This is a genomic window from Roseivirga sp. YIW32 (assembly GCF_057219245.1).
Genome location: NZ_JBXVVG010000001.1, coordinates 1,292,419 through 1,309,883 on the forward strand (window position 1 = coordinate 1,292,419; position 17,465 = coordinate 1,309,883).

Genomic DNA, 17,465 nt, shown 5'->3' on the forward strand with positions numbered 1-17,465 from the left:
TCTTCAAATTGAATGGTATGTTAGATAAAGTAGGAATTGCACAACGAATCGCACAAGAGGTAGAAGACGGCTCATACATCAATTTGGGCATAGGCATCCCTACCCTAGTGGCAAACTTTATACCTGATAGCATAAACGTTGTGCTTCAATCTGAAAACGGTCTCCTTGGCATTGGGCCTTTTCCCGAAGAGGCCGACGTGGATGCGGATTTGATCAATGCAGGAAAACAAACCATCACCACCATAGCCGGCTCATCTCTTTTTGATTCGGCAGAAAGTTTTGCGATGATCCGTGGCGGGCATGTCGACCTTACCATTCTAGGCGCCATGGAAGTCTCAGAGAATGGTGATATCGCCAACTGGAAGATCCCTGGCAAAATGGTCAAAGGGATGGGCGGTGCCATGGACCTGGTGGCTTCAGCCGACCACATCATTGTGGCCATGCAACACAAAAGCCGCAACGGAGATTCAAAACTCTTACCAGCCTGCACACTGCCCATCACAGGCATCAATTGTGTTAAGAAGATCGTCACCGACATGGCCGTACTCGATGTATTGCCCGAAGGTGGTTTTAAACTCATTGAAAGAGCCCCGGGCGTTTCTGTGCAAGAAATTCAAGAGGCGACGGAAGGAAAACTTATTGTAGAAGGAGATATCCCTGAAATGCAAATCAACTAACATGAAAGAATCTAACATCAACATACGCGTACTGCTCGATAAGGACAGTGTACCCGAGAAAATCCTTTGGGATGCTACCGACAAGGACGGCGGCGAAGAAGAAACCAAAACCTTTAGCTTATCGATCTGGGATGCCCCTAATCAAAGCACGCTACGAATTGACCTTTGGAATAAAGAAATGCCCGTAGACGAAATGAAGCGATTCTACATTGACTGCTTAGGCGGCCTGGCACAGAGTATCCTCAATGCAACAGGCGATGAATTCATGTCCTCATCGATGAATCGATTGTGCGATAAGCTGGTGAAGCACCTAGAAGAGGAACAAAAAAGCAACAGCTAATTGCTTTATAAAGAATATAATACGCGTTTGAGAGCTAAAAATATCCTTTGTTAGCAGAAGACTTTTTGTTTCATACGCATTGATAAGTCGAAAATCATTGTATTTTTGACCAAACACGCACGAAAAGGGTCCTGAACTTGATCCTTGCCAAACTTTATTTGTTTTAAACCAAACAACAAACAATGAATTTGAAGACGATTATTAGAAGTCTGTTTGTCGTTGCACTATGCATGCAATCGATAGCATTAATGGCTCAAAATCAGACAACTATCTCGGGAACCGTCACGGACGACTCCGGAGAAACCCTACCTGGTGTGAACATCAGAGTAGATGGAAAAGTGGTAGGTACCATTACCCAAGCGGATGGCACCTACAGCTTGACGGTGAATCAGGCCCCACCCCTAACCCTAATATTTTCTTATGTGGGCTATCAAACGCAATCGATTGAGATTACGAATAGCTCAACCACCAAGCTCGATGTTACCATGCAAGAGCAGGTGATCTTCGGTCAAGAAGTGGTTGTTTCCGCATCAAGGATCGAAGAAAATGTATTGACGTCGCCGGTGTCGATCGAAAAGATGGACATCTTGGACATCCAAAACACGGCCTCTCCTTCATTCTATGAGGGTTTGGCAAATTTGAAAGGTGTTGATTTCAGTACACAATCCCTCACTTTCAAATCGGTCAATACCAGAGGCTTTGGTGCTAATGGAAACACACGATTTGTTCAATTGATCGATGGTATCGACAACCAAGCACCAGGGTTGAACTTCTCTGTTGGAAACATTGTCGGTATCAACGACTTGGACCTTGAAAGCGCAGAGATGATTCCTGGAGCTGCTTCTGCCCTATACGGACCGAACGCGATCAATGGTATCTTACTATTGACTTCTAAAAACCCCTTTGACTACCAAGGCTTGAGCGTTTATGCCAAAACAGGTGTAAACCACGTGGATGAAGAATACCATCCAATGTCGCTCTACCAAGATTATGGCTTCCGCTATGCCAAATCGGTCAATAACAAATTCGCCTTTAAAGTGACTGCTTCTTACCTCAATGCACAAGATTGGGTGGCTGCTGATTACAGAGACCAAGGACCTGCTTCTTTTGGCGTCTTGGAAAGAGGTGCGACAGAAAGAGGAAATAACCGATTCTATGATGGATTGAATACCTATGGTGACTTCCAGATCACGACAGGAACCATTGCTGACATTGCAGGACCGGCAGTTGCCCCTATCAGAAACCTTATTCCTGATGGGCTAGATGGCTTATTTACACCTAACGGATTCAGAGAAGTAGATTTCGTGGACAACACCACAGAAAGCATCAAATTCGGTGGTGCCTTGCACTACAGACTCAATGACAACTTAGAAGTCTTTGGACAATTCAACTACGGTTCAGGTAGCACAGTCTATACAGCCAATGATAGATTCGTGTTAGATAATTTCTCGATTACCACCACCAAATTAGAATTGAAAGGATCTGAGTTTTACGTAAGAGCATACAATACCCGTGAAAATTCGGGCGATAGCTACGCAGCCAACACCTTGGCTTCATTGATCAATCAACAAACCTACCTCTCTCCTTACTTGACCACCTTCGGTGGTGCAAGACTACAAGGGGCTGACATCAACGCGGCACATGCAGCTGCAAGAGTAGCTGCGAACGCGACACAACCCCAACCAGGTACCGCTGCATTTAACACGCTGGCCGACCAGATCAGAGGTGTTTCTATCGCTCAAGGTGGAGCTCAATTCTTAGACAAGTCTCAAATGTGGCATGCAGAGGGTAGCTGGGATCTTTCCAACAGAATTGACTGGGCTGAAGTTGTGGTAGGTGCAAACTGGAGACAGTACTCACTCAACTCTGAGGGCACACTATTCGCTCTTGACAATGATGGCGAAGAGATCAGCTTTATGGAGTATGGAGCTTATGGTCAGATAACAAAAAGATTGTTGGATGACAAATTGAGATTGCAAGGTTCACTTCGTTATGATAAGAATGAAAACTTTGACGGACAGTTTTCACCAAGAGTTTCTGCTGTCTATTCTCAAGGAAACCATAACTTCAGAGGTTCATTCCAAAGAGGCTTTAGATTGCCTACAACACAAGATCAGTTCATCGATTTGGACGTAGTAACCAGAAGATTAATTGGTAGTAACCAACTATTGGTTGACCGATACAACTTCGACCCGACCAATTCTTATGTGAGTACTTCTGTTGATGCAGCAAGAGCTACTGGCAATGCAGCTGCATTTGCTTTGGAAGACAGAGTAGCGAATGATTTCAAGCCAGAGAAAGTAAATACCTACGAAGTGGGTTACAAAGGCTTGTTCGCTGATGGCCGTCTTTTAGTGGATGCCTATTACTATTACTCTGCTTATACAGATTTCATCGCTGAGATCGATTTCACGCAAGCGGTTCCTAATGGATTGACCGGACCTAAAGTGTCGGATTCTCCTCAATTGAGACAAGACATCATCAACGGAACAGTACCTACCCAACGCTTTGGTTTTGACATCAATGCAACGGGTGAAGTGCAATCACAAGGATGGGCGTTACAGTTAGATTATAGCTTACCAAGTGGTTACACTATCGGAGGTAACGTAGCCTACAACGAGTTGATCTCTCAGGACGATTTGATCGCTCAAGGTTTTAGAGCTGCTTACAATACGCCGAAATACCGATACAACATCAAATTTGAAAACAGAAAAGTAACTGACAGATTAGGCTTCAACGTTACTTGGAGATGGCAGCAAGCCTTCTTATGGGAATCGTCATTTGGTGTAGGTGTTGTGCCTTCATTCGGGACCCTAGATGCTCAAGTGAGCTACAGAGTACCACAGTGGAAGTCGATCTTCAAGCTAGGTGCTAGCAACCTATTGAACGACTATTACACCACTTCAATTGGTAACCCAAGCATTGGAGGTATTTACTACATCCAGATCACGTTTGACGAATTCTTCAATTAAAATCAACCATGAAAATGAAAAAATTTAATAGATACTTAGTTGCTGCGCTAGCCGCTACCCTCGTTTTCACAGCTTGTGACGAAGAAGATAAGCTCATCGAGCAACTGGAAGAACAAAATCCAATTCCTGGACCTGTTACAGGTGACCCTGGGGCATTGAATTTCACAAAATTCGTTTCCATTGGTAATTCAATCACAGCGGGTTACCAAGACGGTGCCTTGTATGACCAAGGTCAAGCACTTTCATTTCCTGCCTTGATTGCAGAACAATTGAAAACACCAGGTATTGATGGTGGCGATTTCAATCAGCCTGACATCAATTCGGCTATTGGATTTTCTAGTGCAAGAGCTGACGGTGGAATAAATGGCAGGCTTGAACTATCCTTGAGTTTACTCAGACCAGTCCCTAATCCAAATGGTGAGCAATTCGGCCCATATACAGGTGATAAAGCGGCTTTGAACAACTTCGGTGTGCCAGGCATGCGCGTCGTAGATGTGGCGGACCCTGCTCTTGCGAGTAATCCGTACTTCGCACGATTTACCACGCAACCAGGAACGTCAACCGTGCTGGGCGATGTATTGGGTACATCCCCTACCTTCTTTACCTATTGGTTAGGAAATAACGACATCTTGGGATACGCTGCAGGCGGTGGATCAAATGATGCGGCCATCACACCACAGCCGGCCTTTCAAGCTGCATTGACTCAATCTTTGGGTGCATTGGTGCAGTCCGGAGCTCAGGGTACCGTAATGACACTTCCCTTATTGGTGACCTTACCTTACTTTAATGCAGTTCCTTACAATGCCATCCCCTTGACCGAAGCAGGACAGATTGCTGTTTTAAATGCAGCCTTCGGAACACCAGGAAATTCGCAATTTCAAGGTGTGAATGGCGCTATAATGGCAGCTGCCGGGCAAGGTTTTATCACTCCAGAAGACGCACTGGCCAGACAGGTAAGTTATGCCACGGGTGCCAACCCGATCTTAATGCTGGACGATGCATTGACTGACCTCGGTCCGTTTTGGGACCAATTGGTACAAGCGCAGCTGATGTCACCTGCTCAGAGAGCTGGGCTTGAGCCTTACAGACAGTCAAGACCGGCAACAGCGAACGACAGACCTGTGTTGACTGCCGCCACAGTCTTAGGAACAATTGTTGGGGGTAACCCACAATTGATCACTGGTGTGACAATTCCGGTAGCAGATCAATTCATTCTTTCTGCTGCTGAAACGCAAATTGTGGTAGGTACAAGGGCAGCTTTCAACTCGACTATTGCAGGTGTTGTTGCTGGTATCAACCAACAAGCTGGAGCTGAGGTGCTCACCTTGGTGGATGTACAGCCTGATTTCGCCGATATTGCAGGCTTAGATCCGCAAACAGCAGCCGGTTTAGTAAATCCTGCACTGATCCCTGGTTCTGGATTCCCTAATCTTCCATTCTTAGCTGATATGGCTACAGCAGCAGCTGCGCGAGCAGATGGTGTGCAAGGAATTGAGGTGCAAGGAGTCAACCTAGCACCGGACTTCTCTCCTAATGGTATCTATTCAGTAGACGGTATCCACCCGAACCCTCGAGGTGCTGCCATCATTGCCAATAGAATCATCGAAGCCTTAAATGCTACTAAAGGAGCTGATATTCCAACGGTCAATGTATTGGCGTTGAGAAGTATTATTGCTACTGAATAAGCATCTATAAATGATCATAAAGCAAAAAGGCCTCCCTTATGGAGGCCTTTTTTTTCAACCAAAACATATATTGCTCACCGCATGAAACGGTGTGTATATGTCAACCAACTTACTTTTGGACTTGGGCCACTTTTTACAACTCTCTGCACAAGCATTCAAATACATGCTAGTAAGAAATTGTAAAAAAGACCCCAGGGTCTCCCCCGGGGCCACCTCAACCAAATAGATCTAGTAGCGTCCAACTTCACATTCCCACAATTCGCTATTTGCTCTTAAACCTTTAGCATTGAATACAAGCATCCGGCCAATCTTACTTCATTCTCTATCTCCTTGTTTATCAATATTTTATAAATTCATCTACCGCTTGGAGTATGTGGAAATAGTCCAAGTTCAAGACATTTTCTCCCATTATGGGATTTTTACTGCTTATGACGCCTCAGACTTTCTCTCTATTTTTGGTATTCAATAACATGATATGAAAGCAATCGCCTTAATCCCTGCACGATACGAAGCTTCGCGTTTTCCGGGTAAGCTTATGGCCTCATTAGGCGGAGAGCCCGTTATTCTGAAGACCTATAAGGCCGCTTATGCGACAGGCTTGTTCGATGCAGTCTATGTCGTGACCGATTCTCAGGTCATCTTCGATCTGATCACGGCACAAGGAGGTCAAGCGATGATGAGCAAAAGAGCACATGAATGCGGCAGCGATCGCATCGCAGAAGCCGCAGCATCCCTCAACGCAGACGTTATGCTCAACGTACAAGGCGATGAACCCTTTATTCGTAGGGAACCACTAGCCAAACTACTTCAAGTCTTTGAAGAAGACACAAACCACACCATTGACCTGGCTTCGCTCATGCAGGTAATGACAGAGGAAAAAGAGATCAATGATCCTAATAACGTTAAGGTGGTAGTAGATGAACAGAACAATGCCCTCTTATTTTCCAGATCGCCTATTCCTTACTGGAGAGATCAATCAACACCGCGAAGAGCACATCGTCACATTGGCGTTTACGCCTTTCGTAAGCAAGCCTTACTGGATTTTTACAAAACCTCATTGACCCCGTTGGAGAAAGTCGAAAAAATTGAAGCACTCCGGCATCTTGAGATAGGTAAAAAAATTAGGATGGTAGAAAGTGAAGGCATGGGCATTTCTATCGATAGTCCTGAGGACCTTGCCAGTGCAGAAGCCTTCCTTAATGCAAATAAACCATGACCGCTAGCAATTGAAATGCCTTATTCGTCATAGTGCGGGAGTAGCTTACCTCCTTTTTTTGATCTGCTTCCCCTTCCATTCCATACAAGGGCAAGAAGAGCATGGAATTATCCTGACAGAAGCACCGACGAGTAACCAACTTTACCCGAGGGACCCTTTGTATAACCTGGCCCTTGTTTCATTCAAAGGAAATACGAGCCCAATACCATTCGATTCATTGATCATACGACATTGGGATAGCCAAGGAAACGAAGAGGTTCACCGATTAGTGGTTTCAGCAGATAAGTACTTCCAAAAAAGCTTCCTGCTCGAAGCAGCCCTTGTTAACCATGGGTTTGAGTTGATCACCTTTCAAGGTGGTGTGGGCGAGGTCGTTCACCGTGCGATCGACGTGGTGGTAGGCGACGCCTTTATGATCTATGGACAAAGCAATGCGGCGGGTGGAAGATCAGACACCTTGAAGCACCAGTTCATGCGCACCTTTGGCCTCTCCACTCAAAATGGACGATCAGCGCTCCGTTGGTATGCACTAAAAGACGATCGAACCGGGATGACATATGCCGACAAGGACATCGGGATTTGGGCTCAGCAGCTCGGGCATGAATTGATCCAGAAAAAAGGTATCCCCGTTGCTTTCATTAATGGAGCGGTGGGTGGCATGAGCATACAAGAATTGCTACCTGAAGATCACCAAAGCGCCATCCCCACAAAACACTATGCACAACTGCTAAAGCGCATCGATGAAGCCCAATTGAAAGGAAAACTGCGAGCGATCATCTGGTGGCAAGGTGAATCTGATGGCTTTCCCTGGTTCTGCCGGTCAGTTGACGAATACCAATCGCTTTTTCAACTGATGACGGACGAATGGTGGCGGGATTTTGGTCCTTACGAAGATCTCTTTCTGTTTCAACCTCAATCATGCGATGGTTTTGGCATCACACCCGATTGCATGGTACAAGTTCAAGAGGCACAACGACAATTTGCAAAAACGAACGAACATACAACCTTGCTTCCAACCGGCCATTTGGAGAAATCGAGCGATCTATGCCATTTCACGGAATCTGGGTATCTAAACGCTGGGAAAGACATGGCCAACATCATGCGTTCAAGGCTTTATGGCGACTCCTTAGATGAGCCTTTTGCCTCTTTGGCTAGCCTGAGCTATTCCGATTGTCAGCGAAATGGACTTGTCATGAGCTTACAAAACACAAGCACTATCCTACTCGATGAAACCCAATTGGATAACCTAAGTTTTGAAGGAGACAGCACCATTCAAGTACAAGAGATCATTGTTACAGGAGATCAGATCACCTTGCAGTTATCCGGCACGCTCAATGATCAGTTTACTGGCTTGACATATCGTTCTTCCTCTCCTGGGCTTCCTCTTTTCCGCATCAATAACAAAAGCATTGCCCAATTTTTCAATCTGAAGCCCAAATTCCCTGATAGCGATCAAGACGGCTACAGCTGCGTCGTAGATTGTAATGATCAAGATGCGAGAATATATCCGGATGCGCTAGATTTTTCCGTAAATGGTATCGATGAAGATTGCGATGGCTTTGACGGCCCTTTTGATTCCATGGCACATGAATTAGACTTGAAAACGAAGGTCTTCCCACTGCCCACCTACCGTACGATTGATCTCTACTTTGGACTCGAAGGCACCTATCAGATCACCTTGATGAATAATAACGGAGATAAAATAAAACGAGTTGATGCAGTCACGCAAGATATGCTCGAGATCGATCTATTAGGGCTTACACCAGGAAACTACTTTTTACAAGTTCATCACATCGAAAGCAACACCTCTATTATCAAAAAAATATTGAAATTTTAAGCCTTCTTATCGGTAATGGAAGAATACTTCTTTTACCCTTTTTCTTTTTTTACTAGTTTGAATATTCAATTGATAAATAATGGATAGAAGACGATTTTTGGGTCAATCTGCCTTGGCAACGGCTGGTATAGCTGCCTCAAGTCAACTCATGGCGAAGGCCTTCGAGGCCCGCATAGAAGAATTTGGTTTCCAAGCCTATACTGTCAGGGATGTCATCTACAACAACATGGCCGGAACACTCAAGCAATTGAGGAAAGCCGGTTACGACTACATGGAAGGCTTTGATTTCGGTAATGGGAAACTCTTGGGAAAACCAGTTGCAGAAGCAAAGCAGATCATCGAAGACTCTAAGATAGACCTCAGAAGTATCCATGTGATGACAGGTGCTGCTGCACCCGACATGAAAGGTACCATGACCAAGGATTGGGAGATGGCCGTAGACCAAGCTGCTGATCTGGGGGCAAAGTACATCGTCTGTGCTTATTTGATGGATTTTGAACGTCAATCAATTGACCAATACAAAGAGCTTAGTGAGCTTTTCAACAAGTGCGGCGAAACCGCTCAACGGGCAGGCATCCAATTCTGCTATCATAACCACGAATTTGAGTTCATGGAAATTGATGGACAAGTACCGATGGATGTCATTCTATCAGAAACAGACGAAGACAAAGTAAAGATCGAATTAGACATTTATTGGGCACGTTATGCCGAGATCGATCCAATCCGCTTCTTCTCAAATAACTTAAAGAGAGTTCCCCTATGGCATGTCAAGGATCTTTCATTAGCTCAGGATAGGCTCATGACGGAAGTTGGCAATGGCGATATCGATTGGAAACAGATCTTTAGATATCAAGAAAACGCTGGACTACAGTCCTTCTTTGTAGAGCAAGACCGCAATTTTGCTGAGGACTCCGTGAGTAGCTTAAAAACTAGTGCTAAATTCCTCAAGAAGCTGAGCTTCTGATGAACCACATGAAGATAAAAAAAGCATCCTCTTGGGATGCTTTTTTATTGACCAGCATTGCTAAAAGTGCCAAGGCCATTTGGAATTACCCACAAGAATGGTTGGAAATCTGGGAAGACGACCTGACCATTACGCCTGATTTGATCCGTCAATACCCTACCTACATGATCCTGATGAACAATGAAATTGGAGGCTTTTGTATGCTGAAAACACGGGATTCCGGCGTAGAAATAGAACACTTTTGGATTCATAGTTCCTTTCAACGTAAAGGTTTGGGTAAAGAATTGCTTTCGTTCATACTCAGCCTCCTGAAGGGGCAATGCGCCTCCATCGGTGTTTTATCAGACCCCAATGCCAAGGGCTTCTATGAAAAATTTGGTTTTGTAGAAACCCATCAGGTAGCTGGTATTCCCAGGGGTCGCCAACTTCCTTATCTACTATTCCAGTACTAACAGGAAATCCACTATATTAAACGATCAACTTTGCTTATGAACACGAAAAAAGTTTATCTCTGGTCGATTGCCAGTGCTTTGGCAGGCTTCCTTTTTGGCTTCGACACCATTGTGATCAATGGGGCTGAACAAGAACTACAAGCACTCTGGTCGGATTTCACCTTGAACGGAAGCAATGACCTGTTTCATGGTTGGATCGTCGTTGGCTCTGCCCTTTGGGGAACAGTGATGGGTGCCATGTTGGGTGGCTTTCCAAACGACAAACTCGGACGAAAAAAGACCCTTATCCTGATCGGCGTATTGTATACGATCTCTGCCCTAGGCTCCGCAACAGTGAGTGACCCTTGGTTATTTGCCTTCTTTCGTTTTTTGGGTGGATTAGGAGTTGGCGCCTCAACTATTGCTGCCCCAGCCTTCGTCTCTGAAATTGCACCCGCTGATAAACGTGGAAGATTGGTGGCCTTGTACCAACTCAATATTGTGTTTGGAATTCTGGTTGCTTTTGTATCCAATTACCTGATCGCCATTAACATCGACGCAGAAGCTTGGCGATGGATGATTGGCATTGAAGCACTGCCTGCCATGATCTATACCCTGATCGTGTTTACCGTACCCAAAAGTCCTCGTTGGCTATTATTGACCAAGAATGACGAAAGTGGTGCAAGAAAAGTGTTTGAAAAGATATATCCCAAAGAGCAGATCGATGAACAGATCTTGGCCATAAAAGCATCTGTGAATCATCAAACAGACCCTGGTGAGAAGCTTTTCTCCAAAAAATATAAATTCCCATTGATGCTCGCTTTTGCCATATCCTTTTTCAATCAATTTAGTGGCATAAATGCACTCCTTTACTACGCAAGACGTATCTTTTCTGCCGCAGGGCTCGGTGAAGATGCTGTTTTTCTGAGCACGGTAGGGATTGGTATCGCCAATTTGATCTTTACGCTTCTTGGCGTTCTACTTATTGACAGATTAGGCCGAAAGCAATTGATGTACATAGGATCTGTGGGCTATATTCTGACCTTAGCGACCACCGCCTTGGCCTTTGCCTTTGGTTGGTCGAGTGTGATACCCCCTGCTTTATTCCTGTTCATTGGAGCACATGCCATCGGGCAAGGTGCCATCATCTGGGTATTCATCTCAGAAATATTCCCCAATCACTTGCGATCAAAAGGACAATCATTTGGCACTTCGGTACATTGGTGGTTGGCTGCTATTATCCCTGCCATGGTCCCTTCCCTTTTCAACTCCATCGGTCCGGCCTGGGTATTCACCATTTTTGCCGTGTTTATGGTCTTCCAATTAGTTTTTGTCTGGAAGTTGATGCCTGAAACCAAAGGCAGGTCACTCGAAGAGTTAGAAAAAGAACTTGTAAAAGGCTAATCACCTACCGCTGAACAAAATTTTGCTGAGCTTTTCACAACTGATTTGAGAATAAGCCCATCTGTGTGTAGATTATCCATTCAAATAAATGATTATGAAGAAACTATTCCTCTTTAGTGCGTTACTGACCTTGGCGATTGGCCTGTCAGCTCAAAAAGAAATTGTGATAGAACCTGCCCAAATCAATATGGAAGTAGGTGATCAACTCAAAGTAAGTGCTTATGTGACTGAAAATGGGAAAAAGACCTCTGATCAAGTCACCCTGAGCTTTGGGCGTCGAGACAGAAGAAGCGTTGCGGTAGATTCTACCATGACCATTACGGCCTATCAGGCAGGTGAATTCAATCTATTTGCCATCACAGATGGTGCAAGAAAGACGTTTAGCGTTTCTGTGAAACAACCTCCCATTACGGAGATCAGAGTGGAGGACATTCCAAATAGGGTCTTTTCTAATGTGCCTTTAAAACTGCAATACAAAGTCATCGATAAAGGTGGGTTTGAACGCGACGAAGTTGCCGTTAGTTTTTCATCTAGCAATGAAGCCATCGCTGCTGTTAATGACTTTGGTATCGTTAATACCGTGGGCAAAGGCAAAGTGACGGTGACGCTTAGTGCTGAAAGCATCAGCAATACAGTGACCTTAAATGTGATTGAAAACCCAGTGGCAACCATCCAATTGTCGGCTGAAGGCAATCAAGCCCGAACCGGCGATGTGTTTCATTTTGAAGCAAAGGCTTTCGACAAAAAGGGGAATGAAGTATCAGATGCCCCGATCTCCTACTCCTTTACAGGTGTTTCAGACAACACCAGTCAGTCAGCTTCGGGCTTGATCAAGCAAGATGGACGCTTCGTTGCTGATGAGGCCGGTATGTATACCGTAACCGCTTCTTGCGGAACGGCTGCTGCCTCAGAAACCTTAAAGATCACTGCCCGTGATGTGGCGAGAAAAATCGAATTGGTTGGTCAGGGATCCGTCAACGACAAACACACCTCAGACCTTTGGATCTGGGAAGGTGTCGATGGACGTGACTATGCGGTCACCGGAACTTGGGGTGCCGATGGCAAAGCCTATTTCTGGGATGTAACTGACCCTGCAAGCATCATTAAGATCGACAGTGTGCAGGTCGACGCCAGAACAGTGAACGATGTCAAAATCTCGGCAGATGGCACCATTTGCGTGATCTCCAGAGAAGGTGCTTCTGACAGAAAGAATGGTTTGGTCATCATTGATGTGAAAGACCCACGAAATGTTGAGATCGTTTCTCGTTTCGACGAGAACATGACTGGCGGTGTGCATAACGTCTTCATTTATGAAGATCACGTATATGCCTTAAGTGCGGGTCAAAAATATTATATCATCAACATTGAAGACCCAAAAAACCCATATGCAGTAGGGAAATACGAGTTGGACACACCCGGCCATTCCATTCACGATGTATGGGTAGAAGACGGTATCGCCTACTCTTCCAACTGGGGAGACGGGATTCATATGGTTGATGTTGGCAACGGAATTGCCGGTGGTTCGCCATCAAATCCTGTCAAAATCTCAAGCTACGCTTATCCCAATAAGGCCAATCATGCCGCGTTCCCCTATAAAAGTAAGACCGGCAGGTTCTACGTGATCGGTGGTGACGAGATCTTCCCTTATGGCTTGAATACCGGAAAAGGCGGTGTGAACATGGCAGGAGGTTATTTGCACGTGGTTGATTTTACCGATACAGAAAATCCTGAAGAGGTCGCTCGCTTCGAAATCCCGTATGCTGGTTCCCATAACTTCTGGATCGAAGACGATATTTTATACGTTGCTTTCTACAATGCGGGGGTGCGCGTCGTTGACCTCAGTGGTGAGTTAATGGGTGATTTGAGAGCCCAAGGACGTGAGATCGCGTGGATCATTCCAAACGATGCTAACGGGTATTCACCTAATGCACCTTTTACCTGGGGAGCCCAATTGCATAAAGGACATATCTTCTACTCGGATTGGAACAGTGGGCTCTGGTCTGCTAAACTGGAACCAGTGAAGCCTAAAGAAACTCAGATCCAGTCGAAGTAAGACAAAAGCGAAATGGACAAGCTTATGAAGAAGTTAATATTGAGTTTAACCCTGTTCATGTCGATGGCGGTGGTGCATGGACAAAACTATTACATCTATGTCACAGCCGAATCGGATGATCAGGTTGCTTTGATCAAATTCGATGGCAAGAAGGCGGAAACGGTCAAAAACATCGATGTGGGTGTATGGCCGGCAGAAATTGAAGGCCCTCACGGCATCACAGTGGGTCCGAACGGTGACTACTGGTACTTGAGTTTGGCTCATGGCAACCCCTATGGTACCCTGTACAAATTCAAGACAGGGACAGATGAAGTCGTCGGCACCACTGAATTGGGTTTGTTTCCTGCGTCCATGCAAGTTTCGGCCGCAACAGGTTTGCTCTATTGTGTGAACTTCAACCTCCACGGAGACATGGTGCCAAGTTCAGTTTCCGTAGTGGACGTAGAAACCATGACGGAATTGGATCAAATCACCACAGGTGCGATGCCTCATGGGAGTCGACTATCCGCTGATGGCTTAAAGCACTATTCAGTCGCTATGATGTCAGGCGAATTATTCGAAATTGATGCCTTGGGCCTTAAAGTGAGCAAGTCATTTGATTTGGATAAAGCATCGGCCTCTTTGATGGCAGGTGAAATGGATCATTCGAAAATGGACCATAGCACCATGGATCATTCGAAAATGGATCACGGCGATGGCATGAAAGGGATGTCAGGAATGGAAGGCATGAAACACTCTGCCTTTAAACCGACCTGGGTTAGTCCACATCCCACCAAAGACTTGGTCTATGTAGCCGGCAACGGTGCGGCAGAGGTCTTGGAGATCGACACCAAGGATTGGAAGGCCACTCGGAAATTCAAGACGGGTAAAGGACCTTACAACATCGACCTCTCTCCTGATGGAAAATACATGGTGGTTTCCTACAAATCGGATGCACAGACAGGTATTTGGGATTTAACCACGGGTAAAGAGATGGCCCGTTTGGCGAATAGTCAAAAAGTAACCCATGGTGTTGCTATTTCAAGTGATGGTAAATACGCTTTTGTCTCTGTTGAAGGGATTCAAGATGACCCAGGCATGGTCGATATCATTGATTTAGAAACGCTAAAAGTAGTGGACACTGCTCATTTGGGTAAACAAGCCGGAGGAATCGCTTTTTGGAAAATCAGTGACGACTAAAAAAGTCAAAAATTTTAGTGAAAAGGTTTTCAAATAAAAAACAGTGGACTACTTTTGTACTCCGATTTCAGGATGGTCTATGGTGTAACTGGCAACACGTCTGATTTTGGTTCAGAAGAGTCTAGGTTCGAGCCCTAGTAGACCAACAAAAGATGAAAACCCTGCCCTTGCGGTGGGGTTTTTGTTTTTTATAGGATTTTATGGGCGAGAAGCCTGTCCCGATGGAGTGTAACGAACATCGGGAAGCCCTAGTAGACCAACAAGAGCCTCACAAAATGTGATGAATTTTTTATGCCTAGCTACAAAAAGCTTACATTTCATGTACTAATTCTTAGGCATGTAAGTTATTAACTAAAACACTAGTAATGAAGATCAATTGGACAGCCTCCCTCCCCCTAGCCATCGCGATTATTTTGGCCGGACTTTTTATTGGCGGTATGCAGCGCAATGCCATCATGACCAATCGAAGTGTAGAGGTGAAAGGATTAGCAGAACGTGAGGTACCTGCAGACCTCGCCGTATGGCCAATTGAAGTGACCATTGCATCCAATAGCCTGACCAGCTTGAAGGCACAGATCGATGGACAGAAAAAAGAGGTCATTGCTTTTTTTACCGATCGGGAATTCACCTCAGATGAGTTTTCAGTTGGTCCTACCAATATCCAGGACGCCAAGGCCAATATCTATGGAGGGAATGCCAATCAGCCCTTTCGCTACATTGCTAAAATGGAGTTTACCATCAGAACGAATCAAATTGCTAAACTACAACAAGCTTTAACCGCTTCATTGGACCTGATCGAAGACGGTGTATTGCTTTCTTCAAAAGACAATTGGCGCCCGATCACGTATTTATTCACAGGCCTTAATGGCTTAAAACCTGAAATGATCGAAGAGGCCACAAAAAATGCACGGGAAGTGGCTGAGAAATTCGCGATGGACTCCAATTCGGCCGTTGGCAAAATCAAATCGGCTCGACAAGGCATTTTTTCTATTTCAGACCGTGATCAAAACACCCCTTACATCAAAACAGTCCGTGTCGTGACAACCCTCGAGTACTTCTTGAAAGATTAGATTTTAGTGATACATATATTTCAATAAAAAATCACTAATTTTGCAGCTCGAAAAAAGCGCATCGTGTCATACACTAGAGAAAACAAAATATTTGCGGGAAATGGCTCAGCAGACCTAGGGAAAAAAATTGGAGAATTTTTTGGCCAAGGCTTAGGTGAGATCAAACTGCAGAAGTTTTCTGATGGTGAAATGGCCCCCTATTACAACGAATCTATTCGTGGGGCGAATGTTTTTCTGATCCAATCAACCATGGCCCCAAGTGATAACTTGATAGAGCTTTGTTTGATGATCGATGCAGCGAAGCGCGCAAGCGCTTACAAGGTCATTGCAGTGATGCCTTACTTTGGTTATGCACGTCAAGACAGAAAAGACAAGCCCAGAATAGCGATCGGTGCCAAGTTGGTGGCTAACATCCTAACGGCAGCCGGTGCAGATCGCATCATGACCTGTGATTTACACGCCGGTCAGATCCAAGGGTTTTTCGATATCCCGGTAGATCACCTGGACGGTTCGGCCATATTTGTTCCTTACCTAAGGAGCTTGAATTTGGACAACCTATTGTTTGCATCGCCAGATGTAGGTGGTGTAAAAAGAACCCGATCATTTGCGCAGCATTTCAACTCGGAAATGGTGGTGATCGACAAGCACAGAAAACGTCCGAATGAAGTGGCTGAAATGCGCATCATCGGTAATGTGGAAGGCAGAAATGTAGTGCTTGTAGACGACCTGGTCGATACAGGGGGCACCTTGTGTAAGCCCGCACAGATCATCATGGAGCAAGGAGCAGAATCAGTTCGTGCCGTATGTACGCACCCCGTATTGTCGGGTAAAGCGTATGAGAATTTGGAGAACTCAGTTTTGTCTGAGCTCGTGATTACCGATACGATTCCATTGCAACGAGCATCCGATAAGATCCGGGTGTTGACCGTAGCCGAACTATTTTCGAAAGCCATCACCAACATCACAAAAGATGGTTCAATAAGTCAATTATTTATCTAATTATACAAACATGAGAAAAGTAGAGATTATAGGGTTTAAAAGAGCAAATCTCGGTAAATCTGAAGCAAACAAGTTAAGACAAGAAGGTATGGTACCGGGTGTCATTTATGGTGGTGAAGAACAAATTCACTTCTATGCACCTGCCATTCAGTTCCGTTCGGTATTGTATACACCGGAAGCTTGTTTCATTGATGTAAACATTGAAGGACACGTGGTTGAAGCCATCGTTCAGGAAACACAATGGCATCCAGTAAGTGAGGTGTTATTGCACGTCGACCTACTTCAGTTGCACAGAGGAACTCCGATCAAAATGAATATTCCAGTGAAAACAACTGGCGCTGCGATTGGTGTGAAGAATGGTGGTACCTTGATCATCAAAAATCCAAAATTAAGCGTAAAGGCTTTGCCTAAAGACATGCCGGAAGTGATCGACATCGACGTAACGAACTTACGTATCGGTAAAGCGATCAAAGTAGGCGAATTGGAAACCAACAACTTTGAATTCTTGACGAGCCCACTCGTTACAGTTGTGAATGTGGCCATTCCAAGAGCTCTTAGAGGCAAAACGGCTGAAGAGCTTGAAGCAGAAGAAGCTGAAGCAGAAGAAGCTGGCGAAGCAACAGCAGCAGCTGAATAAG

General features: G+C 45.1%; 14 protein-coding genes and 1 tRNA gene. All 15 read left to right on the forward strand.

Going from position 1 to position 17,465, the window contains the following annotated elements:
- The first annotated feature begins 17 nt into the window (after positions 1-17).
- The 15 genes from AC2D6U_RS06250 to AC2D6U_RS06320 all read left to right on the forward strand — a co-directional run bounded on the left by AC2D6U_RS06250 (position 18) and on the right by AC2D6U_RS06320 (position 17,464).
- The gene (locus AC2D6U_RS06250; protein ID WP_484720092.1) at positions 18-677 is read left to right on the forward strand and encodes a 3-oxoacid CoA-transferase subunit B; all 660 of its coding nucleotides are present in this window, start codon (positions 18-20) and stop codon (positions 675-677) included.
- A gap of 1 nt (position 678) precedes the next feature.
- Complete coding sequence (gene gldC, locus AC2D6U_RS06255; RefSeq protein WP_484720093.1) at positions 679-1,017, forward strand: gliding motility protein GldC; 339 nt, start codon at positions 679-681, stop codon at positions 1,015-1,017.
- 248 nt (positions 1,018-1,265) lie between these two features.
- Positions 1,266-3,989, forward strand: coding sequence for a TonB-dependent receptor (locus AC2D6U_RS06260; RefSeq protein ID WP_484720094.1), 2,724 nt, complete (start codon positions 1,266-1,268; stop codon positions 3,987-3,989).
- A gap of 14 nt (positions 3,990-4,003) precedes the next feature.
- The gene (locus AC2D6U_RS06265) at positions 4,004-5,674 is read left to right on the forward strand and encodes a hypothetical protein (RefSeq protein WP_484720095.1); all 1,671 of its coding nucleotides are present in this window, start codon (positions 4,004-4,006) and stop codon (positions 5,672-5,674) included.
- Between the two features lie 475 nt (positions 5,675-6,149).
- Positions 6,150-6,890 carry a 3-deoxy-manno-octulosonate cytidylyltransferase gene (kdsB, locus tag AC2D6U_RS06270; RefSeq protein ID WP_484720096.1) on the forward strand — a complete coding sequence of 247 codons (741 nt, stop codon included), beginning with the start codon at positions 6,150-6,152 and terminating at the stop codon, positions 6,888-6,890.
- A 10-nt stretch (positions 6,891-6,900) separates the two neighbouring features.
- Positions 6,901-8,727: a sialate O-acetylesterase gene (locus tag AC2D6U_RS06275; protein WP_484720097.1), complete on the forward strand. Its 1,827-nt coding sequence runs from the start codon at positions 6,901-6,903 to the stop codon at positions 8,725-8,727.
- 79 nt (positions 8,728-8,806) lie between these two features.
- On the forward strand, positions 8,807-9,691 hold the full coding sequence (locus tag AC2D6U_RS06280; protein WP_484720098.1) for a sugar phosphate isomerase/epimerase family protein: 885 nt from the start codon (positions 8,807-8,809) through the stop codon (positions 9,689-9,691).
- An 8-nt stretch (positions 9,692-9,699) separates the two neighbouring features.
- Positions 9,700-10,143, forward strand: a complete 444-nt coding sequence (locus tag AC2D6U_RS06285; RefSeq protein WP_484720099.1) for a GNAT family N-acetyltransferase — start codon at positions 9,700-9,702, stop codon at positions 10,141-10,143.
- A gap of 36 nt (positions 10,144-10,179) precedes the next feature.
- Positions 10,180-11,526 carry a sugar porter family MFS transporter gene (locus AC2D6U_RS06290; protein WP_484720100.1) on the forward strand — a complete coding sequence of 449 codons (1,347 nt, stop codon included), beginning with the start codon at positions 10,180-10,182 and terminating at the stop codon, positions 11,524-11,526.
- 94 nt (positions 11,527-11,620) lie between these two features.
- Positions 11,621-13,579, forward strand: a complete 1,959-nt coding sequence (locus AC2D6U_RS06295; protein WP_484720101.1) for an LVIVD repeat-containing protein — start codon at positions 11,621-11,623, stop codon at positions 13,577-13,579.
- Positions 13,580-13,603: 24 nt separating this feature from the next.
- Positions 13,604-14,758, forward strand: coding sequence for a YncE family protein (locus AC2D6U_RS06300; protein ID WP_484720102.1), 1,155 nt, complete (start codon positions 13,604-13,606; stop codon positions 14,756-14,758).
- A 73-nt stretch (positions 14,759-14,831) separates the two neighbouring features.
- Positions 14,832-14,904, forward strand: a tRNA-Gln gene (locus AC2D6U_RS06305).
- A 219-nt stretch (positions 14,905-15,123) separates the two neighbouring features.
- A complete protein-coding gene (locus tag AC2D6U_RS06310) occupies positions 15,124-15,828 on the forward strand; it encodes an SIMPL domain-containing protein (protein ID WP_484720103.1) in 705 nt (234 codons plus the stop codon).
- A 63-nt stretch (positions 15,829-15,891) separates the two neighbouring features.
- Positions 15,892-16,827 (forward strand): ribose-phosphate pyrophosphokinase, encoded by a 936-nt coding sequence (locus AC2D6U_RS06315; RefSeq protein ID WP_484720104.1) that lies wholly within the window; start codon positions 15,892-15,894, stop codon positions 16,825-16,827.
- Positions 16,828-16,837: 10 nt separating this feature from the next.
- Positions 16,838-17,464 carry a 50S ribosomal protein L25/general stress protein Ctc gene (locus tag AC2D6U_RS06320; protein ID WP_484720105.1) on the forward strand — a complete coding sequence of 209 codons (627 nt, stop codon included), beginning with the start codon at positions 16,838-16,840 and terminating at the stop codon, positions 17,462-17,464.
- Position 17,465 lies beyond the last annotated feature (1 nt).